This is a genomic window from Deinococcus planocerae, from assembly GCF_002869765.1.
In the GTDB taxonomy this organism is placed as follows: domain Bacteria; phylum Deinococcota; class Deinococci; order Deinococcales; family Deinococcaceae; genus Deinococcus; species Deinococcus planocerae.
Genome location: NZ_PNOR01000008.1, coordinates 67,263 through 93,861 on the forward strand (window position 1 = coordinate 67,263; position 26,599 = coordinate 93,861).

Sequence of the window (26,599 nt, forward strand, 5' to 3'; positions counted from 1 at the left end):
CCTACCGTCCCGCCGCCTTGTCCTCCTCCCCGAGCAGGGCCGCGCGCTCGTCCGGGGTCAGGGCCGCCATCACCCGGCGCAGCACCACGTCCACGGCCTGATCGGCGCTCTCGTCGAGGGTGAGGGCGTCGAGGAGGGGTACGTCCTCGCGGGCGGCGAGGTCCTCCAGAAAACGCTGCATCGTACGAATCTCGCGGAAGTAGCGCATGTAACGGTGCAGGGGCCGACTCGCCGCCGTCTCCTGGTCGCGCGACTCGAAGTGGCGGCGGTGCTCGTCCTCGCCCCGCAGCACCACGAGCATGGGCACGACGATGGCCCCCGCGTAGGCCTCCGCCCGCAGGTAGCCCGGCACGAGGTGCACGCCCTCCAGCACCACGCTCGCGCCCTCCTCGACCGAGCGGCGCACCACCGCCCCCAGCCCCACGCTCACCTGCCCGACCTGATCGCGGAAGCCCGCCAGCAGCGCCCCTTCCGTGGGGTGCTCGGGCCGGGGCTCGCCGGGCGGAATCAACGCCTCCCAGGCATTGAAGGTGCTCGCGTGCAGGGTAGGCACCAGGGCGGGGGAGACCATCGCCCGCATCACCTGCCGGATCGAGTCGGTGCTCACCACCCGCGTGATCCCCAATCGGTACGCGATCTCGGCGGCGAGGTAGCTCTTGCCCGTGCCGCTCACGCCGCCCAGCAGCACCACCAGGGGCCGGGGCGGGCGGCGGACCAGGCGCAACAGGCGGTAGCGCGCGCTCACGTCGGGCCCCACCTCGTCGCGCAGCAGGGCCTCGACCTTCTCGCGGATGGCGCGCCGGGTCACCACCCGGTCCTCGCTGCCGCGCAAGTCGCGCTGGGTCACCCGGGCCACCTTGCGCGCCACGTCGGGCGCCACCCCCGCCGCGAGGAGCGACTGCACGAGCAGGCCCTTGCTGAAGGGGCTCGGCGTGCCCCCGTCCGCGCTCACCACGCCGAGCCGCCCGCGGTTGCGCTGGAGGAAGCGGTACGTCAGCCGCAGGTGTTCCCCGTACCGCTCGGCGAGGGTCCGCTCGGTCATGGCGTCGAGGGCCTCCACCCCGAGCTCGCGCACGCCCGCTTGCCGCAACTCCACGTCCACCGCGCTCGCCACCGCGTAGGCGTCGCGCGGAGAGAGGCCGGTGTCCTCCAGCGTGCGGGCGAGGACTCCCCGGCTGAAGGGCAGCGTCCCCTTCTTCGCCCGCACCAGGATGTCCACGAACGCGGGCGTCTGCCGGGCGGCGGCCTGCGCCACCTCCTCCCCCGCCACGTCGTGCGCCACCTCGACCATCAGGGCCTGCAACTCCTCGGGGCTGACCGGCGACCGCTTTGAAAAGCGGAGCTGCCCCTCCCCCCGCCGCGCCACCGCCGCCGCCGTAGGGGCACTCGCCCCGGCGTTCACCAACGACTCCACGACGAGCCCCCGGCTGAAGGGCCAGTGGTGGCGGGGGGAACCGACGGTGAGTTCGGGCTGCGTCAAGGGCGGGGACCTCCGGGAAAACCGGGGGGCATTCTACGCGCCCCCACCCGGGGTCATGGGGTGGGTGGTCAGAGTCCGGGAGGCCGGGACGCCCGCGCCCCTAGGTTGTCCGCCCGGTGGGCTCGCGCCGCAGCGCCCCCTCCAACAGCAGGTTGAGCGCCAGCCGCGTCTCCTCCTGCAAGGTGCGGTCGGTGCCGTACGCGCTCCAGCGCAGGGCCACCATCAGGTACGTGTCGGCGATCAGGTTGCTGATGCGCTGGAGGCTCATGTCGGTGCGAATCTGCCCCGCCTGGTGCAGGGGCCGCAGGATCAGTTCGATCACCTTGCTCAGCGGCAGCGCCTGGTACGCCGTCCGGGCCCGCTCGGGGTTGGGGTTCATCACCTCGTAGGCGAGCGGCGGGAAGAGGTCGCGCTCGCGCCCATTTTCCTCGGCGAGCTGGTCCCAGATCTCGTACAGGACGGTCAGGGGCGCGGTGCCTTCCGAGAGCCGGGCCTCGGCCTGGTCGCGCAGGCGGTCCATCACCTCGCTGCCGTAGTCGAGGAGCACCGCTTCCTTGTAGGGGTAGTAGTTGAAAAAGGTCCCCCGCGACACGTTGCTCGCCTTGGCGATGTCGGTCGCCGTCGTCGCCTGGAAGCCGCCCCGCTTGAACAGCTCCAGAGCGACGTTGTAAATCCGCGCGCGGCGGCGTTCCTTCTGACGCTCCCGGAGTGAGGAGGAATCCATGATCCCTCACATATAGCGTCTGGAGTCCAAATTTGCACCCCGTCAAACATGAAGGCGGGGGAGGGGTGTCTACACCGGGACCGGCGCGGTCAGTGGCCCGTGGTCAGTGGCCCGTGGTCAGTGGTGAGTGGAGAAAGAAAAGGGCCGAGCCGCGTACGCCCCAGCCTCTTCTCCCCACTCACGCCTCACCACTCCCCACCCACCGCCCCTACGGCTCGAAGCTGTCCTGAAAAGCGTACCGGTCTCCCCGCACCCAGTAGTTGACGTAGGAAACGCGCTTGGGGCCGCTGTAGGTCGTGCGCCTCAGGAGGAAGGCGGCGGTGCCCAGCGGCACGCGCAGCAGGTCGGCCTCCTCCTGGCGGAGGTTGACGGCCTCCAGGTTCTGCTCGACGCGGGTGAGGGGCACGCCCATCGAGACCATGACCTCGTGGACGCTCTCGGCGGCGAGGTTGTGCTCCATGAGCGCGGGGGCGAGGCGGGCGTTGACGTACCTCTTCTCGATCACCAGCGACTCGTCGCCCGCCGTCCGCAGGCGATGCACGAAGATCACCGGGTCGCCGGGCTGAATCTGGAGCACGATGGCGATCTCGGGCGTCGCGTCGATCTGCATGGCGCGCAGCACGGTCGTGCGGTGCTCGGGGTGGCGCGCCCACTCCTTGAAGGGCCGCACCCGGAACATGCCCTGGCGAAAGCGTTTCCCGGTCGGGAAGGTGCCCGCCCCCTGCACCCGGTACACGTAGCCCTCGCGTTCGAGTTCGTCGATGGCGCGGCGGGCCGTCATGCGCGAGACCTCGAATTCGCGCGCGAGTTGCGGCTCGCTGGGCAGGGGCAGCCCCTCCGGGTAGTGCCCACCCAGCAGCCGGTCTTTGAGGGTGGTCTTGATGAGCGGGTACTTCGCCATGCATCCCTCCGGGGGGCCGCCAGAACGGCACGCGGCTATACAACCTCATCTTAGGGTTGGTGTCCAACGTACACAAGGCGGCCCCGCCTGTCACCCGCCCCAGGACAAGGGGCCGGCAGCCCGGGGTCCACTTGGAAGGAGGGCCCTCAGCCCCCAATGTGCGACATCTCGATCTTGCGCCCGGGTCCCTCCGCCCCGGACGGGGTGGCCTCGCCGCGTTCCTCGCTGTAGCGGTCGCGGCGCTCACGCCATACGCCCGCGATCAACTCGCGCAGGTCGTCGTCGCCCGCCCCGGCACGCAGCGGGGCCCGCAGGTCGGTGCCCGCGCCCGCGAAGAGGCAGGTGTACAGCACGCCGACCGCCGAGAGCCGCGCCCGCGAGCAGTCGCCGCAAAAGGGCGCCGTGACCGAGGAGATCAGCCCGACCTCGTGGCCTGCCGCGTCCACGTGCCGCTCGGCGACCTCGCCGCGGTAGTGGGGATTCACGGGCCGGAACTCCGCCCCCGTGCCGTCCTCGCCGAGGCGGGCGAGCACCTCGCGCGAGGGCACCACCGAGTCGAGGTTCCAGCCGTTGTGGTTGCCCACGTCCATGAACTCGATGAAGCGCACGACCGCCCCCTCGCGCAGGGCCAGCCAGAGGTTGCGCAGCCCCTCGTCGTTCACCCCGCGCTGCACGACCGTGTTCACCTTGACGCCCAGGCCCGCCGCGAGCGCGGCCTCGATGCCGCCCAGCACCCGCTCCGGGTGCACGCCGAGCCCGTTCATGCGCCCGAAGACCTCCGGGTCGAGGCTGTCGATGCTGACCGTCACCCGCCCCAGCCCGGCGCCCTTGAGGTCGGCGGCGAGGCGGGGAAGCAGCAGCCCGTTCGTGGTGAGCGCCACGTCCTCCACCCCACTCAAACGGGTGAGGCGCCCGATCAGCTCCGGCAGGTCGCGCCGCAACAGGGGTTCGCCCCCGGTGATCCGCAGCTTGCGCACCCCCAGCTCCACGAAGACCCTCGCCAGCCGCTCGATCTCCTCGAAGCTCAGCAGCTCCGTTCTCGGCAAGAAGGCGTAGCCCGGCCCGAAGACCTCGGCGGGCATGCAGTACGTGCAGCGCAGGTTGCAGCGGTCGGTCACGCTGACGCGCAGGTCACGCAGGGGCCGGTTCAGCCGGTCGAGGAGCATCCCCCCCACCATAGCGGGTGCGCGGGCGGGGGGTGGAGGCCCGGCTCACGCTGTGCCCATCTTGCCCGTCGCCGGGGCCGCGCTGTTCCGTCCACAGGGACGTCCTTTTTGAACCCGGTTCATTGCTATTGGGTTAAGAGCGCCCTAATCTTTTGGACAACCTTCAATTTGCCCGCGCGCCCGTGGCGCCCCGCCGACCCTCGTGCTCCCCGCCCCCAGGAGGCCCGCATGACCGTATCCCGTCTGCAATCCGGCTCGCCGCCCGTCCGCAACGCCGCCTACGCGCGGCTGGTGGCCGAGCGCAACCGCTTCACCGTGATCATGACGATCACCTTCCTCGTGCTGTACTTCATGCTGCCCATCCTGGCGGGGTACAACAAGCCGCTGATGGCGACGAAGGTGTTCGGCAACGTGACCTTCGGGTACGTGTTCGCCTTCCTGGAGTTCGCGATGGGCTGGATCATGGCCGCGATCTACGTCGTCAAGGCCCGCACCTTCGACCGCCTCGCCGCGGAGGCCCAGCGATGACTCTTCTCCTCTCCGCGATCATCGTGGCGATCACGCTCGGAATCACCTTCTGGGCGAGTCGGCGCAACACCAGCGCCTCGGACTTCTACGTGGCGGGCGGGCGGATCAGCGCCCCGCAAAACGGCATCGCCATCGCCGGGGACTACATGAGCGCGGCCAGCTTCCTGGGCATCACGGGTCTGATCGCCCTGAACGGCTACGACGGCTTCATGTACTCGGTGGGCTGGTTCATCGCCTACCTCACGGTCCTGTTCATCGTGGCCGAGCCCCTGCGCAACCTCGGCAAGTACACGCTCGCCGACATGCTCGTCTACCGCCTCAAGGACCAGCGGGTGCGGACCTACGCGGCGATCAGCACCATCGTCGTGAGCACCTTCTACATGATCGCGCAGGTCGTCGGCGCGGGGAGCCTGATCAGCCTGCTCTCGGGCGGCGTGATCGGGGCCGGGCTCGCCATCCCGCTCGTCGGCGTTCTCATGATCATCTACGTGGTGGTCGGCGGGATGCTCGCCACGACCTGGGTGCAGATCATCAAGGCCGTGCTGCTGATGTTCGCGACCATCGTGATGACGGTTTTGATCCTGAGCCGCTTCGGGTGGAGCTTTTCCAGCCTGCTCGGCGCGGTCGAGCAGCGCAACGGGGCGGAGTTCCTGGGTGCGGGCGTGAAGTACAAAAACCCCATCGACCTGATCTCGCTGGGCCTGGCGCTCGTGCTGGGCACCGCCGGGCTGCCGCACATCCTGGTGCGCTTCTACACCGTGCCCACCGCGCAGGACGCCCGCAAGAGCGTGGTGTGGGCGATGGTCCTGATCGGCGCCTTCTACGTGATGACCGCCTTCATGGGCAACGCGGCGAACGTGCTCGTCGGCAAGGACACCATCACCCGGGAGAACGCGGCGGGCAACATGGCGGCACCGCTGCTCGCGCAGGCCCTCTTCGGCGGGGCGGGCACGGTGGGCGGCGAGTTCGGCCTCGCGTTCGTGACCGCCGTGGCCTTCGCGACCATCCTGGCGGTCGTGGCGGGCCTGACCATCGCGGCGAGCACGAGCTTCACCCACGACATCTACAAGGGCGTGATCCGCAAGGGGCAGGCGACCGAGCGCGAGGAATTCCGGGTGGCCCGCCTCGCCACCGTCGGCGTCGGCGTGATCGCCATCCTGCTCGGCCTCGCGGCCCAGACGCAGAACGTGGCGTTCCTGGTGGCGCTGGCCTTCGCCATCGCGGCCTCCTCCAACCTGCCCGTCATCCTCTTCACCCTGTTCTGGCGCAAGTTCAACGCCACGGGCGCGATCTGGGGCATCGTGGGCGGCATCCTGACCTGCCTGGCGCTGATCGCCGTGAGCCCCAACATCCGCGGCATCGACCCGCCCGAGAAGACGACGGGCCGCCACCTCGTCCAGGCCCCCGCGATCTTCCCGCTCGAAAACCCCGGCATCGTGTCCATCCCCGCCGGATTCCTCTTCGCCGTCCTGGGGACGCTGGTGGGCGCCGCCCGCCGCAACGAGGGCGCCGAGCAGGCCTTCGAGGAGATGCAGTTCCGCGCCTACACCGGGGCGGGCGTGGACGGAACGGTCGCGGCGCACGACTGAGAGGCGGCAGAGCTTCTGTTGACCAGCCGTCCGCATTCACCCCCGGCCCAGCGGTCGGGGGTTTCGCTCTCGGAGCGGGCCGGGGCAGCTTGGACCCGGTGCAGTACCCCTCCCGTAACGACACATGCCCGCCTGCGCTGGCGGCGGTACAGTGGGTCCACTCAAAGCCAGGACAGCCACGATTCCCGCAGAGCCCCCCAAGAGGCGCCCCCTGCCCGGAGGTTTCCCCGCATGACCGACCCCGCCCTGTCCCGACCCACCCCGACCGACCACATCGACGCGATGCTGCACGAGAGCCGGGTGATTCCGCCGAGCGCAGAGTTCGCCGCGCGCGCCCGGGTCTCGCGCGAGCAGTACCAGGAACGCTACCGCCGCAGCCTCGACGACCCCGACGGCTTCTGGAGCGAGGTGGCCGACGAGCTCGGCTGGATGCGCCGCTGGGACCGGGTGCTCGACTGGCAAGAACCCCACGCCCGCTGGTTCGTGGGCGGGCAGACGAACATCGCCCACAACGCCCTCGACCGCAACGTGGCGCGCGGCCTGGGCGACAAGACGGCCATCGTCTGGGAGGGCGAGGACGGCACGGTCCGCACCTATACCTACGCGGAGCTCCTGCGCGAGGTGAAGAAGGCGGCGAACGCGCTGACCTCCCTCGGCGTCGTGGCGGGCGACCGGGTGACCCTCTACCTGCCGCTGATCCCCGAGGCCGCGATCAGTATGCTCGCCTGCGCCCGCATCGGGGCCGTCCACAGCGTCGTCTTCGGGGGCTTTTCGGTGAGTGCGCTTTCCGACCGCATAGGCGACGCGCAGAGCAAGGTGCTCATCACCGCCGACGCGGGGCAGCGGCGCGGTTCGCTCGTCAGGCTCAAGGAGAACGCCGACCGGGCCGCCGAGAGTGCTCCGAGCCTGGAAAAGATCGTGGTCGTGTGCCGCGCGGACTGCGACGCCCCCATGCAAGAAGGCCGCGACGTGTTCTGGCACGACGTGGTGGGCTCGGCGGGTGAGGAGCACGAGGCCGCGGCACTCGACTCCGAGCACCCCCTCTTCATCCTCTACACCTCGGGGAGCACGGGCAAGCCCAAGGGCGTGCAGCACACGACGGGCGGCTATATGGTGGGCACGTACCTCACCACCCAGACCGTCTTCGACCTGCGCGACGACGACGTGTACTGGTGCACCGCCGACGTGGGCTGGGTGACCGGGCACTCCTACAGCGTGTATGGCCCCTTGCTCAACGGAGCGACGGTCGTGCTGTACGAGGGCGCGCCCAACCACCCCGACTGGGGCCGTTTCTGGGAGGTCGTCCAGAAGCACGGGGTCACCATCCTCTACACCGCGCCGACGGCGATCCGCTCCTTCATGCGGCAGGGCGACGAAATTCCGTCCCGCTACGACCTGAGCAGCCTGCGCCTGCTGGGGTCGGTCGGCGAGCCCATCAACCCCGAGGCGTGGATGTGGTACTACCGCGTGATCGGCGGCGAACGCTGCCCGGTCGTGGACACGTGGTGGCAGACGGAGACGGGCGCGATCATGCTGACCACCCTGCCCGGCGCGCACGCCAGCAAGCCCGGCAGCGCGGGCCTCCCGATGTTCGGCGTCGAGCCCGCGATCATGACCCACGCGGGCGACGAACTCGGCCCCGACGACGGCGGCCTGCTCGTGATCAAACGGCCCTGGCCCTCGATGCTGCGCACGGTCTACGGCGACGACGAGCGCTACCGCAAGAGCTACTGGGGCGAGATTCCGCACGTCTACTTCGCCGGGGACGGGGCCCGCCGCGATCAGGACGGCTACATCACGGTGGTGGGCCGGGTCGACGACGTGCTCAACGTCTCCGGGCACCGCCTGGGCACGATGGAGATCGAATCGGCCCTCGTCGCCCACCCGAGCATCGCGGAAGCCGCCGTGGTCGGCAAACCCGACGACGTGAAGGGCGAGTGCGTGGTGGCCTTCGTGCTGCCGCAGGTCGGGCACACGGTCGATCCCAAGGTGATCCGCGCCCACGTCTCCAAGGAGATCGGCGCACTGGCCCGCCCCGACGCGATCATCATCGCGGACGCCCTGCCCAAGACCCGCAGCGGCAAGATCATGCGCCGCTTCCTGCGCCAGATCGCCGCCGGGAAGGAGATTCAGGGCGACACGAGCACGCTGGAAGACCCCACGGTGCTCGACCGGCTGGCGGCGACGCAGGCGGTGTAAGGGGAGGGGTGCCCCCGGTCCTCTTGCTCTTGACGGGTGCGCCCGCCAGCGGCAAAAGCCGGTTGGCCGCCCGACTTGCAGCCGAGTTGGCGTGGCCGCTGCTGTCTCGTGACCGGATCAGGGAATTGTTGTGGGACGCTTTGCCCTCAGGAAGTGAGGCGCGGGAGGCGTCTGCCGACACGGCCTGGAGGCTGTTCTACTCGCTGACGGGGGACCTTCTTGCCAACGGCTCGAATGTCATTGCGGAAAGCAGCCTGCACTTCCGGCGGGCGGTGGACGAACTTCAGCCCGTCCTGGCGCGGGCGACCACGGCGCACGTTCATTTGGACTGCGACCGGGACGTTCGTGTGGAACGCTACGCCGCCCGCGCGGCCAATCGGCACCCCTGCTTCAACGACTCGGCGTTGGCCCTACGCTACCGGGATGAAGCGGACCGCTGAGCCTATTTCGCGGAGCCGCCCGAACTGGGCTTTCCCCTGTTGCGCGTCAACACTTCCGCTGGAGAAGACCATCTGGAACAGGTGCTGGCCTTTGTTCGGAGCCTCCAACTAAATCGACACCCGATCCCGGACGGCCACTTCCGCTAGCCTCCGCGCCGCCTCCACCAGCACCTCCGGCGGCTGCACGAGCGCGAAGCGGACGAAGCCCTCGCCCCGCTCCCCGAAGGCGCGGCCCGGGCTGACGGCGACCCCGGTCTCCTCGGCGGCGCGCACGGCGTAGGCCACGCTGTCGGTGAGCCCCGGCACCCTCGCCCAGGCGTACATGCTCGCCTGCGGCAGCGCGACCTCCCACCCGAGCCCCCGCAGGGCCGGGACGAGGGCGTCTCGCCGCGCCTCGAAGACCCGCGCGCCCACCCGCCCCAGCTCGTCGGGAAGGCCCAGCGCGACCGCCGCCGCCCGCTGGATGCCCAGGTAGGCGTGGAAGTCAACGGCCCCCTTCACGCGCGCCAGGGCCGCCAGCGCGTCCGCGTCGCCCGCCGCGAAGCCGATCCGGAAGCCGCCGAGGTGGTGCGTCTTGGAGAGCGAGTGCAGCTCCACGACGCCCTCCAGCCCGGCCTCCAGGGCACTCGGCGCCCGGTAATTTCCGAAGGTCAGCTCGGCGTAGGGGTGGTCGTGGATCAGCAGCGTGCCCCGCGCGCGGCACCACGCGGCGGCCTCCCGGAAAAACGCCGCGTCCGCCACCGCCGAGGTCGGGTTGTTGGGGTAGTTCAGGAGCAGAACGCGGGGCCGCACCTCGTCCGGCACGGCGTCCAGGTCGGGCAGGAAGCCCCGGTCGGGCAGGAGGGGCAGCGTGACGGCCCTCAGGCCCGCGACCGCCACTGCCCCCAGGTAGGGGGGATAGCAGGGGTCGGGGAGCAGCACGGTGTCGCCCGGGTCGGCCACCGCGAGGAGCAGGTGGGCCAGCCCCTCCTGCGCGCCGATCAGGGGCAGGACCTCGCGGCCCGCGTCCACCCGCACCCCGAAGCGCCGCGTGAGGTAGCCTGCCGCCGCCTCGCGCAGGGGCGCCGTGTCGCTGAAGAGGGGGTAGCGGTAGGTGGCGGGGTCGCGGGTGGCTTCCCGCAGGGTCTCCAGGGCAGCCTCCGGGGGCGGCTGGTCGCTCGATCCGATGCTGAGGTCGATCACGCCCAGGCCCGCCGCCCGCGCCCGCCCTTTCGCGGCGTCCATGAGCGCGAAGACGCTGCCCGGCACCGCCGCCGCCCGCCTTGAGGTCCACATGCCCGGCAGGCTAACACTCCCGCGGCCCGGCGTCCCGTGGTCTGCCGGAAGAGCGGCGCCGTGAAAGAAGACGGTAAGAAAGTGAATCTATCCTGAAGACAGTCCCATCCCACTGGAGGCGAGATGCTGACCGTAAAGCTTCACCTGTGTAACGGCGACGTAATCACCACCACCCTGACCCTGGCCCAGAAGAACCGTCTGAGCCGGACGCTGAACCAGGCGGTCCTCCCCGTCACTCCCTTCACCCTAAACGCGAACGGCGCCGAACTGGAGATCCCCTGGCGCACCATCGGCTACCTCTCCTCCGAGCCGTTGGTCCGCGCCGACCTTCAGGCCCAGGAAGCGCGGGAGGCGGCGGACTGAGCGTGTGCCCCGCCCGGCGCGCCGGGTCCTGACTGCACCCCCGAACGACTCTCTGCCAACAGAACTGCCGCCGTCACCAGGGGCGGCGGTTTCTCTGTTGGGCTGCCGACCCGCGCGTCCCGGCGAGCAGGGCCGCGTGCATTGTGTCCCCGGGGGACTCTCCTGACCTCGCCTCCCCCCGGCCCTACGTCGGCTCCTCCGCCTCCCGGACGATCCCGAGCACGCGCTCGCGCACGAGGCGTTCCTCGCTCAGGTAGCGTTCGGCGCTCATCTGCACCCCGATGGCGGCGACGACCTGGCCCCCGTGGCGGTAGGGCACGCCCAGGGTGCACTGCCCCTCGACCCACTCCTCGATGGAGTAGGCGTAGCCCCGGCGCCGCACCCGGGCGACCTCGGTGCGCCACTCGTCGGGGGTGGTGATGCTGCTTTCCGTGCAGGCGCTGAACTCGCGCGGGTGGATGTCCGCGTGGGTGTAGAGGATCTTGCCGCTCGCGGTGGCGGTGGCGGGTAGGTAAATGTCGAGCGGCAGGTCGATGTCCGCGTCGGGGTGGCGCTCGCGGATCGCGCACACGACCTCCTCGGCCTCCAGGATGCACAGGAAGGCCACCGCCCGCACCCCGAAGGCCAGCCGGGTGATCAAGGCCCGCGCCCCCGGAAACCACGGCAACGCCGCCGTGAGCTGCGCCCCCATCTCCGCGATGTGCCACGACAGGCGGTATCTCCCGGCGGGCGTGCGCCGCAAGAAGCCCGCCTCCGTCAGCCCCGCCAGGTAGGCATGCGCCGTCGCCCGCGGCACGCCGAGGTGTGAGGCGAGCGCCCGCACCCCCCACTCGGGCTGCTCGGCGCTGAAGGCTCCCAGGATGCTGGCGGCTTTTTGAAGGGACAGCACGCGTCCAGCGTACAGGGACGCCCGTGGGTAGGGCGTGATCATGACGGAAGGCCGAAGGTCGGTCAGCCGGGCGGCCCCAACCATTCCTCCCGGTCGCCGGGGTCGAGGGACAGGAGCGCCGTCTGGACGAGGTAGGGCCGGGCTCCCTCCCGCTCGGTTCCCTGCCCGCTCAACTCCTCGCGCAGGGCGTCGAGGTGGGCCTGCACCCGCCGCGCCGTCTGCTCGTCCAGCCACAGCACCCCCATGTAGTCGCCGCCGAAGTGCCGCACGCGCACCTCGGCGAGCGTGCGGCCCTCGGGGAGGAGGACCTCGGAGTGGACCTCGCCGCCGGAGTCGCGGTAGAGGAGGCGGGTGCCCAACTCCAGCTCCGCGAGCCGCCTCGCCCCGGCGCGAGCCCGCAACCGGTCGAAGGGCCGCCCGTGCCGGATGAGCTGCGCTTCCAGGTCGGCGAAGGGCGTGAGGTGAAAGGGCACCCGGAGGCCCGCGGGCGCCCGGTAGAGCCGGATGGGCCGCCCGGTTCGGCGTTTCTCCCCCACCTCCTCCAGCAACCCCGCCCCCAGGAATTGCCGTACCCGGTAGAGCATCCGCTCCACACTCACCCCCGCCTCGCGCGCCGCTGCCCCCGCGCCCCGCGTCCGCCCCAGGAAGGGCTCCAGATGGCGCAGGGCCGCCGGGTCGCTCAGCAACCGGGCCTGCTCCGGCGTGCTCACCTCGAACCACTCGCCCTCGAAGGAACCCAAAATGGTCTGCGGCATTTTCGGTAGGGTACGCCGGACGCTGGGGGTATGACGACCACCGCCTCCGCCACCACGCTGCCGCGCGCCTTCTGGACGTACTGGGCGGGGTTGGGGGCAACCGCTCTTGGAGACTCCGCCGTCGCCGTTGCCCTGCCATTCCTGGCGCTGGACGCGGGGGGAGGAGCGGGGGCGGTGGGCCTCGTGGTGCTGTGCGGGAGCCTGCCGCGGTTTCTGGCGCCGCTCCTGGGCGGGCTGGCCGACCGGCTGCCCGCGCGCGTCCTGCTGGCCCTCAGCGCCGGGGGGCGGGCGGTCGCGGTGGGAGCCGTGGGCGGGCTGGCGCTGGCAGGCACGGCCCCGCTCGCCCTCCTCGCCGCGTTGGCTTTTGTGAACGGCCTGCTCTCCACCCTCGCCTACGCCACGGGGGCCGCGCTTGTGCCGCGTCTGGTCGCCCCGGCGCTGCTGCCCCGCGCGAACAGCCTGAACAGCGGGGCCTTGATGGGCGCTCCCCTCGTCGGCTATGGGGTGGGCGGCGTGCTCGTCCACGGATTCGGCGCAGGGGGAACGCTGCTCGTCAGCGCGCCGCTGATCCTGGGGTTGCTGGTTGCTGCGCTGGCCCTGCCCCATCTGAAAGGGGCGGCGGGCGGACGGGTCCAGCCGCTCCGGGACGTGTTAGAGGGCCTGCGGGTCATCCGCCGCTCGCCCCTCCTGCTGGCCCTGCTCGCCATGAGCTTCGCGCTCAACCTCGCCATGAACGTGATGAACGTCCGCGCTCCCCTCCACATGACGGTCTTCGGGCGGGGCGCTCCTGACTACGCCGTCTTCGAGATGGTCATCGCCGGGGGTGTCCTCGCGGGCATCGCCCTTGTCACGCCGCTCGCCGTGCGCTGGCGGCTGGATACCCTGATCGGCACGGGCCGCTGGGTCCTCGTCCTGGGCACGCTCGGCTTCACCCTGACCCCGGTGCCCGCGTGGTGGGGGGCCGCCGCCGTCTTCGGCCTGGGGTTAGGGTTGCTGGAGGTCGCCGCCACCACCCGTTCCCAGCAACTCGTGCCGGACGGGCTGCGGGGTCGTGTGGTCGGCGCACTGATGGGCGTGAACGCGGTCGGGCTGACCTTGGGCGCGGCGCTGGCGGCGTGGCGGGTCGAGACGGGAACGCTGATGCTGGCCCTCTCCACCCTGCTCGCCCTCCTGGCGCTGACGTGGACGGTGGCGGTGCGGGCGCAGGCGCGGCGGACGGCGACTTGACGGGAGGCAAAACAGAAGGAGGGGGACGCACGCCAACGTGTCCCCCTCCCTCCCGTTGTCTGTCCTACACCGTTCCGCGCGCGAGCCGCCGTTCCACCCGACGCTGCACAGCCTCCAGCACCCCGCTGATCGCCCAGTACAGCAGGGCCGCCATGATGTAGGGGCCGAAGGGCTCGAAGGTGCGGGCAATCACGAGCTGGGCGCTGCGCAGCAGTTCCACCACCGTGATAACACTGACGAGCGACGTGTCTTTCACCAGACCGATCAGGCTGTTGCCCAGGCTGGGGGCCGCCACCCGCAGCGCCTGCGGCAGCACGATCAGCCGCATCGTCTGCGCCCCCGTCAGCCCCAGGCTGTACGCCGCCTCCCGCTGGCCGCGCCCCACCGACAGGATCGAGGCGCGAATCGTTTCCGAGAGGTAGGCGCCCGCGTTGAGCGTGAGGGCCAGCACGCCGCCCACGACCGGGTTCAAGGTGATCCCGAAGCTCGGCAGCCCGTAGTAGATGACGAAAATCTGCACCAGCAGGGGCGTGCCCCGGATAAAGGACACGTACAGGCCCGTCAGCCACCGCAGGAGAGCGAACCGCGACAACCGGGCGAGCGCCACCAGGAAGCCCAGCGGCAGCCCCAGCACCATCGCCGCGAGCGCGAAGGCCAGCGTGATCCCCGCCCCCTGGATCAGGACGGGCAGGGCCTGGAGGGCGCTTTGCAGGATGAAGGAGAGGTCCACGGGGCTCACCTTAAACGGCGGCGGGACGCCCGGAGTGTTCCCCCCGCGTCCCGCCGCCCGCAGTCCTTACTTCCCGGGCTGGCTCACGTCCTGCCCGAACCACTGACGGCTGATCTTCGCGTACGTGCCGTCCGCCTTGATCTGGGTCAGCGCCCGGTCGACGGCGGCCTTGAGCGCCGCGTTGTCCTTGCGCAGGGCGATCCCCACGGGCTCCGGCGCGCCGATCACGCCCGCGCCCTTGACGGGGAGGTTGTCGCGCTTGATCAGGTAGCCCACCAGCAGGCGGTCGTTGTACGCGGCGTCGAGGCGGCCCGAGATCAGGTCGCGCAGGTACTCGGGGGCGCCGGGGTACGTCACCACGTTGATGCCGCCCGCGTCACGAAGCTGCTTCTCGAAGTTGCTCCCCAGCCCGACGCCCACCCGCTTGCCCTTGAGGTCGGCGAGCGTCTTGAAGGCGGCGGGGGCGTTCTTCCGCACGATGATCTGCGGGCTGCTGTAGGCGTAGGGCCGGCTGAACCCGATGGCCTGCTGCCGCTCCGGCGTGATGCCCACCTGGTTGACGATCACGTCGTATTTGCGCGCCTGGAGCCCGGCCAGGATGCCGCTCCACTCGGTCAGCACGAACTCGGGCTTGAGACCCAGCTTCGCCGCCACCGCCCTGGCGATGTCCACGTCGAAGCCGACGAGCTGCCCCTTCTCGTCCTTGTAGGTGAAGGGCGCGTACGTCCCCTCCATCCCGATCTTGAGAACGCCGGGTGTCAGGGTGCTGGGCTTGTTCTGGCTCTGGGCCTGAGCGCCGCCCGCCAGAAGCAGGGGCGCGAGGATGGTCAGGATGGTTCGCTGCATGGTTCCTCCGTGGAAGAGGGCGCCGCTTGCTCGGGATGGGCGCCACGCGGCTTCCCACTCTACTCGCGATGCTCTGTTTTGTAAAGTGCTTTGCTTCGAGTAGCAGGTCGACTCGGTCTCTACGGGCGCAGGTCCTCGTCCTCGATCAGGAAGTCGACGGCGCCCGAGCCGATCTCGTAGTAGGCGCCGATGACGCGAATCTGGCCGCGCGCCTCGGCGGCCTGGATGACGGGTTGCTCGCGCAGGGCGGCGGCCTGGCAGCGGACGTTGTTGAGCACGGCCTCGCGCATCCGGGCCTTCTTGTCGCGGATGGGAGGGAGGTCCCGCACGCAGGGCTGGATGCGGGCGATCAGGTGGCGGAAGTTCTCGGGTTCCTGCGCGACCTGTTCCTCCGGCAGCATCGCGGCGGCGACCGCCCCGCACCCCTCGTGCCCCATCACCACGATCAGGTGCACGTCGAGGTGTTCGGTCGCGTACTCCAGCGTGCCCAGCCCCGCGTCGCCCACCACGTTGCCTGCCACCCGCACCACGAAGAGGTCGCCGAGGCCCTGGTCGAAGACGATCTCCACGGGCACCCGGCTGTCGCTGCACGCGAGGATCGCCGCGAAGGGGGTCTGGCCCATGATCTGCGCCCGGCGCTGGTTGGCGTCCGCCTCCGGGCGGGTGGCCTGGCCCGAGAAGAAGCGCGCATTGCCGTCCTGGAGGGCCTGGATGGCGTCTTCCGGGGTGCTGATCCGCGCCGGACGCAGCTCCGCGATGTCCGCCATGCTCGCGCCCCGGCGGATCGCCGCCAGCACGCGCCGTTCGAGGTCGGAGGGCAGGGGAGGCGGCAGCAGGTCGGACGCCGGATCACTCACCCGCCCATCCTAGAGCGGGTGAGCCATGAGGCGGCGAAATTCGTTTGCCCCGGCTCTGACTGTCCCCGACTACTGCCCCTGCCCCGCGGTGTACCCCGGCTGGCCGTCGAAGGTGTAGAGGTGCTCGGTCTTCACGAAGTCCAGCCCCACCTCCGACACGCGGGCGAGCAGCGCCAGCACGTCCGCCGGGGTGAGGGAACGTTCCCCCTGCCACAGGAAGCGGCAGCGCCAGTGATCCGAGCAGGTGGTCTCGGGCAGGCCCTGCGGCCAGACCTTCACCCCCCGGTTGGAGATCATGTCGAGCTTCCAGTCGGCATTTGCGGCCTGACTGAGCTGCGCCCCCAGCACGTCGGGCTGGCGGCCCGCGTCATACCACTCCAGGAACACGTCCACGCCCACGGCCACCTTCTCGGCGCGGGGGCGGGACTTGAGCTGCACCCCAATCTTCGGGGCCGCCTCCCCGCTCACGGCGGGCAGGCGCCCCGGCATCTGGCCCAGGCGGTCGATGACGGCCTGCGCGAAGTCCTGGGTGCCCACCCGCCGGGTGGTGTGCTCGCCCGCGATGTCCCCGGTGTGCACGCCGTCTTCCAGTGTCCTCAACCACGCGTTGAGCACCCGCGCCGCCACGTCCCCCTGCCCGATGTGGGTGAGCATCAGGGCCGCCGCGTTCAGCAGGCCGCTGGGGTTGGCCTTGTCCTGCCCGGCGATGTCGGGGGCGCTGCCGTGGACGGCCTCGAAGAGGGCCACCGTTCCCCCGATGTTCGCGCTGCCCCCCAGCCCCACCGAACCCGCCACCTCCGAGGCGATGTCGGAGAGGATGTCCCCGTAGAGGTTGAGGGTCACGATCACGTCGAAGGTCTCGGGCCGCGCCCCCAGCCGCGCCGCGCCGATGTCCACGATCATATGGTCGGCGGTGATGTCGGGATATTCCTGCGCCACCTCGTCGAAGACCCGGTGGAACAGGCCGTCGGTGAGCTTCATGATGTTGTCCTTGCTCATCGCCGTGACCTTGCGCCGCCCGTGGGCCCGGGCGTACTCGAAGGCGTAGCGCACCACCCGCTCGCAGCCCTCACGCGTGACCAGCTTGAGGCACTGGTACACCTCGTCGGTCTGGCGGTGCTCGATCCCGGCGTACAGGTCCTCCTCGTTCTCGCGCACGATCACCAGGTCCATCTCCGGGTGGTGGGTGGCGACGAAGGGCGCGTAGGCCCGCGCCGGGCGCACGTTCGCGTACAGCCCCAGGGCCTTGCGCAGGGTCACGTTCACGCTCTTGTACCCGCCGCCCTGCGGGGTGGTGATCGGGCCCTTGAGCAGCACTCCGGTGCGCCGCATCACCTCCCACGCCTCGGGCGCGACTCCCGAACTCACCCCGCGCAGGTAGACCTCCTTGCCCACCTCCACAGGGTGCGGCTCGATCCGGGCCCCCGCCGCCTCCAATACCCGCAGCGTGGCCTGCATGATCTCGGGCCCAATCCCGTCCCCGGGCGCTATGGCGATGGGCGTCAGGGCGGGCGCGGCGGCGGATTCGGCGGGGGAGAGCTTGGTCTGGGCAGAGGTCGTGTTCATGGGTTCTCCTTGGGTGGGCCGGAAACGCTGACCCACGACTGGGGAGATAATAGCGAAAACTTTTTCGTGTATTGCGTTTCGCCTTTTGCACCCGGTACAGTCGTGACGGGACGCCGAGGCCCCCGCCATGACCGACCCTGCCCCCGACAGCCAGTGGACCTTCCTGACCAACCACAGCCACGTGCTGCTGTGTCTGGTGCGGGACCCGGGCGCCACCCTGCGGCAGGTGGCCGAACGGGTGGGCATCACCGAGCGGGCGGTGCAGCGGATCGTGCGGGACCTGGAGCAGGCGGGGGTGATCACGCGCCGCCGTCAGGGCCGCCGCAACAGCTACACGGTGGACCCCGGCTTCCACCTGCGTCACCCGCTGGAGGCGCACCGAACGGTCGGGCACCTCCTCGCCCTGCTGGAGGAGGCGCCCGAGGCGGAAACCGCCCTCCAGCCCGCCTGACGGGGAACAACGTGCCGCTCGACCCGCCGCCGGAGCGCGGCTGTTTTAGGCTGGGCTCATGACGGCGCCGCTCGACCCCACTGTGGACCTCACCCTGGACGAACTGCTCGAACGTTACGCCACCCTGCGCGACACGCTGCTCGGACTGGAACTGGAGCGCGACGCTCTCGCCGCCCGGATCAAGTCGGCCCTTGCCGCCGGAGCCCGCGCCGAGACGGACCTCTACCGGGCCGAACTCAAGGTCTCGCGCCGGGTCGAGTACCCGGTCGAGCCCTTCCGCGACGTGTTCGGCGACGCCGCCGCCCTGGAGGTCGCCACCATCGACCGCAAGAAGGCCGAGGCGCTGGCGAAGGCGGGTGACCTCGACCCCGAACGGCTGCACGAACTCGCCGTGGTAAAAGAAACGCAGTCGCTGGTGTTGATCCCCAAGACGCGGTGAGTGCCGCCCTCAGAACACCTTGCCACCGAGTTTGGCCTCCTTTACAGGAGTGAGAACAGTTGCCTCCCCGCTCGCGGCCCCCGGAAACTGCACCCCGAGAATGAGGACCTCCGAGGTCGCGTCGCCGATCTGGCGCGGCTCGAAGTTCAGCACCCCCACCACCTGACGGCCCAGCAACTCCCCGGGCGCGTGCCCGGTGAAACGGCCTACGCTGACCCGGCGCCCGTACTTCCCGAAGTCCACGGTCAGCCGGTAGGACGCCTTCGGGGTGCTCGGCTCGACCTCGACCTCCATCACGCGCCCCAGCCGGATGTCCAGCCGCCCCAGGGTGTCCTCGTACGTTACGGTCGTCTTCAGTTCCGTCGCCATTCCACACCACGCTCCTTGTTCGGCAGCACACCCGGTGCCGAGTCCTTCGCTGGAACAGCACCCCATTCGGACGCATCCACCGTCCGAACGGTAGCCGGAGATGGACGGGCATGGGCATAAGGTGGAGCCCGCCCAGCCTGGGGAGGAGGTCCTCACCCGCTTCCCGGCTCCTCGTCCAGCAATACCTCCACCGTCACCACGTCCCGCCACTCGCCGCCTTGCCGAGCGTGGCGGCGGTGGACGCCCACCTCGCGGAAGCCGCAACGCGCGTGCAGGCGGCGGCTGGCCGCGTTGTCCACGAGGACGCGGCTGGTGAGCTTGTGCAGCCCCGCCTCCCGTGCCGCGTCCATCAACGCACGGAGGGCCACCTCGCCGTACCCCCGCCCCCTCGCCTCCCGCCCCACATAAACCCCGTGGTCGCCGATGGTCGCGTACGCCTCCCGTGTGCTGTAGGGGCCGCTCCAGGCGAAGGCGACGACCTCTCCCACCTCGTCCAGCGCCACGACGGCGGGGTGTGGTCCCCGCAGCCGCTCCGCCACCTCGGCCTCCGAACGCTCCCTCGTCTCGAAGGTGGCGATCCGGTCGGCGATGCCCTGGTTGTAGATGCGGGTGACGGTGCGGGCGTCGTCCGGCGTGGCCGCTCGGGAGGCAGGCATGGGGGAAATCATGTCACGGGGACAAAAAAAAAGCATTGCCGGTGAGCAGCGGCACCCAGAGATCATCCCTTATGGCTGCTGCCTTCCGGCCCTGACCAGGTTCAGGCGTCCCCGCTGCGCTGCGCCAGCAATGCGACGCGGAGTGTAGCACACGTTCCGGCGACGCGGCTGGGAAGGGGCACGGCAAAAGTGCGCCACGCCAAAAGGGCACCGCCGGAACCCTCAAGATTCCGGCGGCCCGTTGGTGCTGGAGATGGGACTTGAACCCACACGCCTCGCGGCGCTAGCACCTCAAGCTAGTGCGTCTACCAATTCCGCCACCCCAGCAACGGTGAAGCGAAAGGAATGATAGGTGCCGCCCCCCGCCTTGTCAACTGCCGAGCTTGCCTCCCGGCCCCGGCGTGCTAAGCTACCCGCTGCCGCCGTGAGCGGTCGGGCAGGTTTGCCAGTGCTCATCCGCTGGACGACCCCTTTGGCCCGGCTGATCCGCGCGGGACTTCACAACAAAAGAGGGACCACGTGATCGACAAGAAACAGACCATCCAGACGTTTGCCCAGAGCGAGAAAGACACCGGCAGCACCCCCGTGCAGATCGCGCTGCTCACCGAGCGCATCAACAACCTCTCCAAGCACCTGACCGAGAACAAGAAGGACAAGCACGGCCAGCGCGGCCTGCAACTCCTCAACGGCCAGCGCCGCCGCCTCCTGAAGTACCTCGAGCGCACCGACTACGACGGCTACATCGCCCTCACCGACCGCCTGAACATTCGCCGCGGCCAGCGCATCGTCCGCTGAAGGTTCCCGGCCCCGCCGCTCCCGGATCGTCCGGGGGCGGTTTTCCTTTGGAAGTCGTCCGTCGCCAGCCGCAGGTCACCAGCAAAGCTAACGGTCTCCCGGTCGAGGACGGGCCCGGTCCGGTGCCCTCCGCCAGTCGCCGTCGGGAAGGGGCACCACGCCGGGGCAGGCGAGGCGCGGGGCGTTCGCGTACACGTACACCCAGGCGGCCTGCGTCTCGCCGCCCTCCAACGTCACAGTCACCCGCTCCCGCGTGTAGAGGGGCGGCACCTCGCCCACGCCCTCCAGCGCGTCGAGGAAGGGGAGGGCGGCCCCCCAGTCCTCGGGGGCGTAGGTGAGGACGTGGCCGCGTACCCCGTCCTCCGCGCTGCCGGGCACGACCGCCGGGTACGCCTCGGGGAGGAGGTGCAGGAGGCGGAAGCCGGGGAGATGGGCGGGCCGGGCCACGAACGCGCCGCCCCGCGCGGCCACGTGGGCGTTGCGCTCGCCGGGCATCAGGGTCCCGTAGACGAAAACTCGGGTGAGGGGCTTGGCCTGCACGCGGGCCATGCTAGCGGGGATAGGGGGCTCAGAGGCGGTTGCCCCGCGGCTGGTGGAAGTACACCCGCCCGACGACGGTGGCCTCCTCGGGCTTGACGGGGGGGTGGTCGGGGTTGTCGCTCGTGAGCCAGACGTGGGGGCCGTACCGCCGCAGCCGCTTGACGGTCAGGCCCAGGCCGGGAACGTGCAGAACGTAGATCCGGCCCTCGCGCAGGTCGAGGTCGCCGGGGTCCACGTAGATGCGGTCACCGGGGCGGATGCCGCCCGCGCCGCCTTCCCCCGTGCTCATGGAGTCGCCCTGCACCTCCAGCACCAGCATTCCCGGTCGGTGCTCGCGCGCCGGAACGAGTTCGTGGTCGATCACGCTCCCCTGGTCCTCCGACAGCGGCAGCCCCGCCGTCGCCAGGGCCCGCACGGGCACCCGGATCAGGTCGAGGGTGCCCAGCAGTTCGGCCCCCGCCCCCGGGGCGCTCAGCAGCGGCAAGCCCGTGCGCGCCACCCACTCGCTCGCGCTGATCTCCAGGGCCCGCCGCAGGGCGTCTTGCCGGGAAGGAGTCAGCGCCTTCAGGGGCCGGGTTCCCCGCTCCAGGCGGCTGAGGTACGGCTGCGTCACGCTGCCCGCCTCACCCCCGTGCAGGGCCGTCAGGCGCGCCACCTCGTCCTGGCGCAGGCCCAGGCTCGCCCGGCGTTCGCGCAGCCAGCGGGGAAGGTCGGGGGAGAGAACCGTCATGCCGGGAGTCTAGCCTGTGCGAAATGCCCCAACTGGAATGGCCGAGCTTGACGATATGCCCACAGTCATATTATGTTGATGGCGTATCCAGAGCGCCCCGCTTCGAGCCCGCGCGGCCCATTCGCCTCCGGTCCTCCCTCTGCCCGGCGTCCCTGTCCTCACCCCCGGGGTGTGGGCGGGGCCGCCCGTCTCGTCCCCCCCCAGGAGGCTTTCCATGAGCGACCTTGCCCCCCTCCTCGATCTTCTTCCCGTGCTGGGCACCGCGTTCGGCGCGGGGAGCGTGACGCAGCTCGCCCGGCAGCTCGCCCGGCCCGCCCCCCCGCGTGTTCGGCGGGTGCTGGCGCACGCGGCGGCGGCGGGGATCGCGGCGCTGACGGTGGTGGCGCTGCTGACGGCTCTGTGGCGGCCCGCGCCCGTTCCGGCGCTGCTGCTCGCCGCCGCGTGCGTGACGGGCTGGAGCGGGCCGGGCATCCTGACGCGGCTGGGCGGGGTGATCGAGCGGCGGCTGGGGCTGGCGGGTCTCGACCCGGAGGACCCCCCGGGCCGGAAGGGAAGACACCGCACATACCACCTGGATGAAAACACTCACACTGAAGCATGAACGTCGTTCGCCCCGCCGCCGCGCGCGGCCTGCTGGTGCTGTCCGCCCTGCTGCTCGGTGGTGTCGTGGCTTCGGCTCAGACAACCCCCTCCTCCGGCACGACGCCCGCCGAGCGCCGAGCTGCCACCCCGGCGCCGCTGAGCCAGACGGAAAAGGCCGCGCTCGACGCCCTGTTCCGCAAGCTGCGCCCGGCCACCCTGCGCATCGAGGACTGCCCGCCGACGAACTGCCGCGAGCCGAACGGGGTGGGCACCGCCTTCCTGATCGGCGACGGTTACGCCTTGACGGCCTACCACGTGGTCTTCGCCTCCAAGACGCTGAGCGCGCAGACGCTCGACAAGAAGCGCTACGCGGTGCAGGTCGTCGGCTACGACGATCAGTCCGACCTCGCCCTGATCCGGGTGAACGTGCCGGGCGGAACGCCCTCCATGCCGCTCGCGGCGAGGGGGCCCCAGGTGGGAGACGCCGCGCTCGCCATCGGGAACGGGGGCGGCGAGTTCCTGGTCCAGAAGACCGGTCGCCTGACCGGCCTCGACAGCGACGCGGGGCGCGCGGACTTCCCGCCCGGCACCCTGGAACTGAACGCGCAGCTCATCCCCGGAGACAGCGGCGGGCCGATCCTCAACGCCCAGGGAGAGGTCGTCGGCGTGGTGAGCTACATCAGCGTGGGGGGGCCGCGCGGGGGCCGCATCACCGCCTACGCCGTGCCCGTCACGCGGACGAACGCCACGCTCGCCGCGCTGCGCCGGGGCGAGAAGCGGGACGCGCCCGTCATCGGCATCGCCCTGACCCCGCAGCTCGAATTCGCCTTCGCGCTCCCCGCCGACCGCTTCGCGGAGTTCAACCGCGTCTTCGACCTGGGGCTCGGCGACACGCCCGGCGCCTTTTTCACGAACGTGGTCCCCGGCAGCCCCGCGGCCCGGGCGGGCCTCCAGCCGCTCACCCTCAACGAGCAGGGTAAGCGCGTCTCCGGCGATCTCGTCACCGCCGTCAACGGCCAGGCCATCGCCAACTTCTCCGACTTCCAGTACGCCGTGCGCCGCTACCGCCCCGGCGAGACGGTGACCCTTACCGTCTTGCGCGGCGGCAAGAGGATCGAGGTCAAGCTCACCCTCGCCGCCCGCCCCCAGGTGCAGGTCCAGAACTAGCGGTCTGCTCCCTGGGCGCCGGACACGTGCCTCACGTCCGGCGCCCTTGACCTTGCCTTCACAATGCACGACGTTCGACACTGCGGAACCGCGAAAAATGGGCAGAGTACCTTTGTTCCACATTCAGCGTTCGCAGTTCCAAGGAGGTCCACCCATGAAGAGACTCCTCGTCCTCGCCCTGCCTCTCGTCGTCGCGTCGTGCGGCGCGCTGGGGGTCCAGACCTTCACGCTGGGCAAGCAACCCGCCGCCGGTGACCTCGACCCGGCGGGCGTCGTGACGGCCCGGCGCTCGGGCGACGCGGTGCTCACGTCGGCGAAGGTGACGGGCCTGCGGGCCAACCAGTTCTACGTGGCCCACTACCACCTCCAGGGCACGGCGAGCACCGACCCCTGCAAAAGCGGCGGCCCGCCCATCATGAGCAGCAAGATCGTGGGGACGACCGACGGCACAGGCATCCTGACCCTGAACGGCAGCGTGCCGCGCGCCGACATCGCCCAGGCGACGTATTTCAACATCCACACGGCGAGCGACGCCCAGGGCACCCCCGCCGACCCCGGCGTGGCCTGCACGGCGGTGACGGTCCCCTAACCTCCTCGCCGCCTGAACGCCCGCGCCCCGGTCCCCTGCGGATTTCGGGGCGCGCTGCGTTACCCTGCCCCCATGAGCCTGCGAATCCTGGGCGGCAGCGCGAAGGGCCGCGTGCTGCACGTGCCCCCCAGCGCCCGGCCCAGCGGCGCCCGCATCCGGAAGAGTCTTTTCGACCTCCTCGCCACCCGGCAGCCGGAGGGCCGCTTCCTCGACCTGCACGGCGGCAGCGGGGCGGTGGGGCTGGAGGCGGCCAGCCGGGGCTACGAGGTCACCCTGATCGAAAAAGACGCCCGCGCCGTCCGCACCCTGGAGGAGAACGCCCAGAGTCTGGGGCTCACGGTCCGCATCCTGCGCGGGGACGCCGGGGCCCTGCTCGGGCGCGTGGGCGAGTTCGACGTGGTGTTCAGCGACCCGCCCTACGTGCAGGACATCGGGCGGCTGACGGCGAGGCTGCTCGCCTCGGGGGTCATTGCGCCCGCCGGAGTGCTCGTCTGTCAGCACCCGGGACAACTGCGCCTGCCCCCCCACCTCGATTACGGGCGTGAGGAGCGGGTGTACGGCAGCAACGTCCTGACGCTGTACACGCGGCCTGTGGTGGGGGATACACTCGACTTCACATGAACGCCGTCTTTCCCGGCTCCTTCGACCCCATCACGAGCGGGCACATGGACGTGCTGACGCGGGCGTCGCGCATCTTCGACCACGTGACCGTGACCGTCATGCACAACGCGCGCAAACAGGGCCGCCACCTCTTCGACCTCGACGAGCGGCTCGCCATCCTGCGCGAGGCGACCGCTCACTTCGGGAACGTCAGCGTGGACTCCTTCGGCGGCCTGCTCGTGGACTACATGCGCCAGCAGCAAAAGGGGATCATCGTGCGCGGCCTGCGGGCGGTCAGCGACTACGAGTACGAGCTTCAGATCGCCCATTTAAATCGCCAGATCGGCGAGGTCGAGACGGTCTTCATCATGGCCGCGACCCGCTGGAGCTTCGTCAGCTCCACGATGGTCCGCGAGATCGCCAGCTACGGCGGCGACATCTCCGAGATGGTGCCCCGCGCGAGCGCCGCCGCCCTGAGGCGCAAGTTCGCCGAGGTGTACGAGGGGCGCGAGGCCGAGATGCGGGGAGGGCAGGCGGAGGCGGGGCGCGAAGCCTGACGGAGAGCGGAAGCGAGGCGAGGGGGCGGGGGCGCGTCCGGCCCCCGGCCTCCTCCCTCCCTCGAGACCTCAGACGAGCTGCTTGCGGCCCGCCGCCGCCGCCCTCAGCGACTCCGCCCGGTCGGTCTGCTCCCAGGGGAACTCGGGCCGCCCGAAGTGCCCGTACGCCGCCGTGCGCGCGTAGATGGGCCTAAGGAGGTCGAGCTGGTCAATGATCGCCTGGGGCCGCGCGTCGAACTGCTCGCGCACGAGGTCGGCGAGGAGGTCGTCGCTCACGGTGCCCGTGCCGTACGTGTCCACCCGCAGCGAGACGGGGTGCGCCCGCCCGATGGCGTAGGCAACCTCGACGAGCGCCCGCCGCGCCAGCCCCGAGGCGACCACGTTCTTGGCGATGTAGCGGGCGTAGTAGGCCGCCGAGCGGTCCACCTTGGTGGGGTCCTTGCCCGAAAAGGCCCCGCCGCCGTGCGGCACCGCCCCGCCGTAGGTGTCCACGATGATCTTGCGCCCGGTCAGGCCGGTGTCGCCGTGCGGGCCGCCCAGCACGAACTTGCCGCTGGGGTTGATGAAGTACTTCGTCTCGTCCGTCAGCAGCTCGGCGGGAATGACCGCGCGGATCACGTGCTCGATCATGTCCGCCCGGATTTGCTCCTGGCGGACATGCTCGTCGTGCTGGGTGCTGATGACCACCGTGTCCACGAAGGTCCGGGTGGCGTCGTGAACGCCCGCCGCATTCGGGGGAAGGTCGCGCACGACCGTCACCTGCGCCTTGGCGTCGGGGCGGAGGTACGGCAGCCTTCCCGCCTTGCGCAGCTCGGCCAGCCGCCGGGTCAGCCCGTGCGCGAGCGAGATGGGCAGCGGCATCAGCTCGGGCGTTTCGTCCGTCGCGTAGCCGAACATCAGGCCCTGGTCGCCCGCGCCGACCTCGGAAAAGCGGTTCTCGGGCCGGGCGCGTTCCTCGTCCGTCATTGCGCGCCATTCTTCCGAGTGGTCCACCCCGCCCGCGATGTCCGGGGACTGCTCGTGGATGGTCGTCAGCACCGCGCTGTACTCGGCGTCGAAGCCGTAGATCGCCCGGGTATACCCCACCGCCTTGACGGCCTCGCGGACGATCTTCTGTACGTCCACATGGGCCTTGTCCGCCCGCACCTCGCCCGCCACGACGGCCATGCCCGTGGTGACCAGCGTCTCGACCGCGACGCGGCTCGAAGGCTCCTGCCTCAGGAACTCGTCGAGCAGGGAATCCGAGATGAAATCCGCGAGCTTGTCCGGGTGGCCTTCCGACACCGACTCCGACGTGTAAAACTTCCGCATGTTCGCTCCTGTACGCGCGGGGAGGCGTCTCGCAGAACGGCCTGGAGAGGGATGTCGCCCCGGTCCCCGCACGGCCCGCCCCAGGGGAGGCGGCACCGGGGCAGCGTAACGCAAGGGCGCGGCGAGGAAAAGGACGAAAGGTGCCCATGCTCCCGGCGGCACGATCTCATCCGGCCTCGGCCATCCTCACGTCCGGGAAACGCTACGCCGTGTGTCCGCTTTGGACATATGAGAGCCCGACCGCTTCTTCTCACCGTTCTAACGCTTCATCAAGTCTA

General features: G+C 70.5%; 30 protein-coding genes, 1 tRNA gene and 1 other RNA gene. 14 read left to right on the forward strand and 18 right to left on the reverse strand.

Going from position 1 to position 26,599, the window contains the following annotated elements; all coding sequences use genetic code 11:
• Nucleotide 1: 1 nt before the first annotated feature.
• From A7B18_RS06290 to moaA, 4 genes are all read right to left on the reverse strand, one after another.
• Nucleotides 2-1,480: an ATP cone domain-containing protein gene (locus A7B18_RS06290; RefSeq protein ID WP_102125834.1), complete on the reverse strand. Its 1,479-nt coding sequence runs from the start codon at nt 1,478-1,480 to the stop codon at nt 2-4.
• Between the two features lie 100 nt (nt 1,481-1,580).
• Nucleotides 1,581-2,204, reverse strand: a complete 624-nt coding sequence (locus tag A7B18_RS06295) for a TetR/AcrR family transcriptional regulator (protein WP_102125835.1) — start codon at nt 2,202-2,204, stop codon at nt 1,581-1,583.
• A 208-nt stretch (nt 2,205-2,412) separates the two neighbouring features.
• A complete protein-coding gene (locus tag A7B18_RS06300; RefSeq protein ID WP_102125836.1) occupies nt 2,413-3,105 on the reverse strand; it encodes a GntR family transcriptional regulator in 693 nt (230 codons plus the stop codon).
• A 146-nt stretch (nt 3,106-3,251) separates the two neighbouring features.
• Nucleotides 3,252-4,271: a GTP 3',8-cyclase MoaA gene (gene moaA / locus A7B18_RS06305; RefSeq protein WP_102125837.1), complete on the reverse strand. Its 1,020-nt coding sequence runs from the start codon at nt 4,269-4,271 to the stop codon at nt 3,252-3,254.
• Between the two features lie 228 nt (nt 4,272-4,499).
• Between moaA and A7B18_RS06310 the strand changes: the two genes are divergently transcribed.
• From A7B18_RS06310 to A7B18_RS06325, 4 genes are all read left to right on the forward strand, one after another.
• The gene (locus A7B18_RS06310) at nt 4,500-4,799 is read left to right on the forward strand and encodes a DUF485 domain-containing protein (RefSeq protein WP_102125838.1); all 300 of its coding nucleotides are present in this window, start codon (nt 4,500-4,502) and stop codon (nt 4,797-4,799) included.
• Nucleotides 4,796-6,388 carry a solute symporter family protein gene (locus A7B18_RS06315; protein ID WP_102125839.1) on the forward strand — a complete coding sequence of 531 codons (1,593 nt, stop codon included), beginning with the start codon at nt 4,796-4,798 and terminating at the stop codon, nt 6,386-6,388. Before A7B18_RS06310 ends, A7B18_RS06315 begins: the two co-directional genes overlap by 4 nt.
• A gap of 231 nt (nt 6,389-6,619) precedes the next feature.
• Nucleotides 6,620-8,587, forward strand: coding sequence for an acetate--CoA ligase (acs, locus tag A7B18_RS06320; protein WP_102125840.1), 1,968 nt, complete (start codon nt 6,620-6,622; stop codon nt 8,585-8,587).
• 8 nt (nt 8,588-8,595) lie between these two features.
• Nucleotides 8,596-9,027, forward strand: a complete 432-nt coding sequence (locus A7B18_RS06325) for a P-loop nucleotide/nucleoside kinase family protein (protein ID WP_102125841.1) — start codon at nt 8,596-8,598, stop codon at nt 9,025-9,027.
• Nucleotides 9,028-9,135: 108 nt separating this feature from the next.
• Here A7B18_RS06325 and A7B18_RS06330 read toward each other — a convergent pair whose 3' ends face one another.
• A complete protein-coding gene (locus A7B18_RS06330; protein WP_102125842.1) occupies nt 9,136-10,302 on the reverse strand; it encodes an aminotransferase class I/II-fold pyridoxal phosphate-dependent enzyme in 1,167 nt (388 codons plus the stop codon).
• Between the two features lie 123 nt (nt 10,303-10,425).
• Between A7B18_RS06330 and A7B18_RS06335 the strand changes: the two genes are divergently transcribed.
• A complete protein-coding gene (locus tag A7B18_RS06335) occupies nt 10,426-10,665 on the forward strand; it encodes a hypothetical protein (RefSeq protein ID WP_102125843.1) in 240 nt (79 codons plus the stop codon).
• Nucleotides 10,666-10,849: 184 nt separating this feature from the next.
• On the opposite strand, the gene A7B18_RS06340 is transcribed toward A7B18_RS06335, so the two are convergent.
• Together A7B18_RS06340 and A7B18_RS06345 are read right to left on the reverse strand one after the other, a co-directional pair.
• Nucleotides 10,850-11,554, reverse strand: coding sequence for an IclR family transcriptional regulator (locus tag A7B18_RS06340; RefSeq protein WP_102125913.1), 705 nt, complete (start codon nt 11,552-11,554; stop codon nt 10,850-10,852).
• Between the two features lie 62 nt (nt 11,555-11,616).
• Complete coding sequence (locus tag A7B18_RS06345; protein WP_102125844.1) at nt 11,617-12,309, reverse strand: hypothetical protein; 693 nt, start codon at nt 12,307-12,309, stop codon at nt 11,617-11,619.
• A 30-nt stretch (nt 12,310-12,339) separates the two neighbouring features.
• Between A7B18_RS06345 and A7B18_RS06350 the strand changes: the two genes are divergently transcribed.
• Complete coding sequence (locus A7B18_RS06350; RefSeq protein WP_102125845.1) at nt 12,340-13,536, forward strand: MFS transporter; 1,197 nt, start codon at nt 12,340-12,342, stop codon at nt 13,534-13,536.
• 64 nt (nt 13,537-13,600) lie between these two features.
• Here the strand turns inward: A7B18_RS06350 and A7B18_RS06355 are convergent, their stop codons facing one another.
• The 4 genes from A7B18_RS06355 to A7B18_RS06370 all read right to left on the reverse strand — a co-directional run bounded on the left by A7B18_RS06355 (nt 13,601) and on the right by A7B18_RS06370 (nt 17,535).
• Nucleotides 13,601-14,266 (reverse strand): amino acid ABC transporter permease, encoded by a 666-nt coding sequence (locus A7B18_RS06355; RefSeq protein ID WP_180970047.1) that lies wholly within the window; start codon nt 14,264-14,266, stop codon nt 13,601-13,603.
• Nucleotides 14,267-14,332: 66 nt separating this feature from the next.
• A complete protein-coding gene (locus A7B18_RS06360; RefSeq protein ID WP_102125847.1) occupies nt 14,333-15,112 on the reverse strand; it encodes a transporter substrate-binding domain-containing protein in 780 nt (259 codons plus the stop codon).
• Between the two features lie 119 nt (nt 15,113-15,231).
• Nucleotides 15,232-15,969 (reverse strand): carbonic anhydrase, encoded by a 738-nt coding sequence (locus tag A7B18_RS06365; RefSeq protein WP_245872770.1) that lies wholly within the window; start codon nt 15,967-15,969, stop codon nt 15,232-15,234.
• A 69-nt stretch (nt 15,970-16,038) separates the two neighbouring features.
• Nucleotides 16,039-17,535: an NADP-dependent isocitrate dehydrogenase gene (locus A7B18_RS06370; RefSeq protein WP_180970048.1), complete on the reverse strand. Its 1,497-nt coding sequence runs from the start codon at nt 17,533-17,535 to the stop codon at nt 16,039-16,041.
• A gap of 127 nt (nt 17,536-17,662) precedes the next feature.
• On the opposite strand from A7B18_RS06370, the gene A7B18_RS06375 reads away from it, so the two are divergent.
• Complete coding sequence (locus tag A7B18_RS06375; RefSeq protein ID WP_102125848.1) at nt 17,663-17,986, forward strand: helix-turn-helix transcriptional regulator; 324 nt, start codon at nt 17,663-17,665, stop codon at nt 17,984-17,986.
• 58 nt (nt 17,987-18,044) lie between these two features.
• Nucleotides 18,045-18,425 carry a hypothetical protein gene (locus A7B18_RS06380; RefSeq protein ID WP_102125849.1) on the forward strand — a complete coding sequence of 127 codons (381 nt, stop codon included), beginning with the start codon at nt 18,045-18,047 and terminating at the stop codon, nt 18,423-18,425.
• Between the two features lie 9 nt (nt 18,426-18,434).
• Here A7B18_RS06380 and A7B18_RS06385 read toward each other — a convergent pair whose 3' ends face one another.
• The 4 genes from A7B18_RS06385 to A7B18_RS06400 form a co-directional block, all read right to left on the reverse strand.
• Nucleotides 18,435-18,794: a tRNA-binding protein gene (locus tag A7B18_RS06385; protein WP_102125850.1), complete on the reverse strand. Its 360-nt coding sequence runs from the start codon at nt 18,792-18,794 to the stop codon at nt 18,435-18,437.
• Nucleotides 18,795-18,946: 152 nt separating this feature from the next.
• Entirely contained in the window at nt 18,947-19,450 is a 504-nt protein-coding gene (locus A7B18_RS06390) for an arsinothricin resistance N-acetyltransferase ArsN1 family A (protein ID WP_102125851.1), read from the reverse strand.
• A 32-nt stretch (nt 19,451-19,482) separates the two neighbouring features.
• Nucleotides 19,483-19,581, reverse strand: an RNA gene (gene ffs / locus A7B18_RS06395) — signal recognition particle sRNA small type.
• A gap of 111 nt (nt 19,582-19,692) precedes the next feature.
• Nucleotides 19,693-19,777: transfer RNA gene (locus tag A7B18_RS06400), tRNA-Leu, on the reverse strand.
• Between the two features lie 192 nt (nt 19,778-19,969).
• Between A7B18_RS06400 and rpsO the strand changes: the two genes are divergently transcribed.
• Nucleotides 19,970-20,245 (forward strand): 30S ribosomal protein S15, encoded by a 276-nt coding sequence (rpsO, locus tag A7B18_RS06405; protein WP_102125852.1) that lies wholly within the window; start codon nt 19,970-19,972, stop codon nt 20,243-20,245.
• 87 nt (nt 20,246-20,332) lie between these two features.
• On the opposite strand, the gene A7B18_RS06410 is transcribed toward rpsO, so the two are convergent.
• Both A7B18_RS06410 and A7B18_RS06415 read right to left on the reverse strand, forming a co-directional pair.
• Nucleotides 20,333-20,794, reverse strand: coding sequence for a gamma-glutamylcyclotransferase family protein (locus A7B18_RS06410; protein WP_102125853.1), 462 nt, complete (start codon nt 20,792-20,794; stop codon nt 20,333-20,335).
• Nucleotides 20,795-20,813: 19 nt separating this feature from the next.
• The gene (locus tag A7B18_RS06415) at nt 20,814-21,515 is read right to left on the reverse strand and encodes an XRE family transcriptional regulator (RefSeq protein ID WP_102125854.1); all 702 of its coding nucleotides are present in this window, start codon (nt 21,513-21,515) and stop codon (nt 20,814-20,816) included.
• Nucleotides 21,516-21,729: 214 nt separating this feature from the next.
• Between A7B18_RS06415 and A7B18_RS06420 the strand changes: the two genes are divergently transcribed.
• The 5 genes from A7B18_RS06420 (at nt 21,730) to coaD (ending at nt 25,010) form a co-directional block, all read left to right on the forward strand.
• On the forward strand, nt 21,730-22,116 hold the full coding sequence (locus A7B18_RS06420; RefSeq protein ID WP_102125855.1) for a hypothetical protein: 387 nt from the start codon (nt 21,730-21,732) through the stop codon (nt 22,114-22,116).
• Complete coding sequence (locus A7B18_RS06425) at nt 22,113-23,264, forward strand: S1C family serine protease (protein ID WP_102125856.1); 1,152 nt, start codon at nt 22,113-22,115, stop codon at nt 23,262-23,264. Before A7B18_RS06420 ends, A7B18_RS06425 begins: the two co-directional genes overlap by 4 nt.
• Nucleotides 23,265-23,418: 154 nt before the next feature.
• Nucleotides 23,419-23,853: a superoxide dismutase gene (locus A7B18_RS06430; RefSeq protein ID WP_102125857.1), complete on the forward strand. Its 435-nt coding sequence runs from the start codon at nt 23,419-23,421 to the stop codon at nt 23,851-23,853.
• A 72-nt stretch (nt 23,854-23,925) separates the two neighbouring features.
• Complete coding sequence (locus tag A7B18_RS06435) at nt 23,926-24,474, forward strand: RsmD family RNA methyltransferase (protein WP_102125858.1); 549 nt, start codon at nt 23,926-23,928, stop codon at nt 24,472-24,474.
• Nucleotides 24,471-25,010, forward strand: coding sequence for a pantetheine-phosphate adenylyltransferase (gene coaD / locus A7B18_RS06440; protein ID WP_102125859.1), 540 nt, complete (start codon nt 24,471-24,473; stop codon nt 25,008-25,010). The genes A7B18_RS06435 and coaD overlap by 4 nt, the downstream gene beginning before the upstream one ends.
• 69 nt (nt 25,011-25,079) lie before the next feature.
• On the opposite strand, the gene metK is transcribed toward coaD, so the two are convergent.
• Nucleotides 25,080-26,321 carry a methionine adenosyltransferase gene (metK, locus tag A7B18_RS06445; RefSeq protein ID WP_102125860.1) on the reverse strand — a complete coding sequence of 414 codons (1,242 nt, stop codon included), beginning with the start codon at nt 26,319-26,321 and terminating at the stop codon, nt 25,080-25,082.
• Between the last annotated feature and the right edge of the window lie 278 nt (nt 26,322-26,599).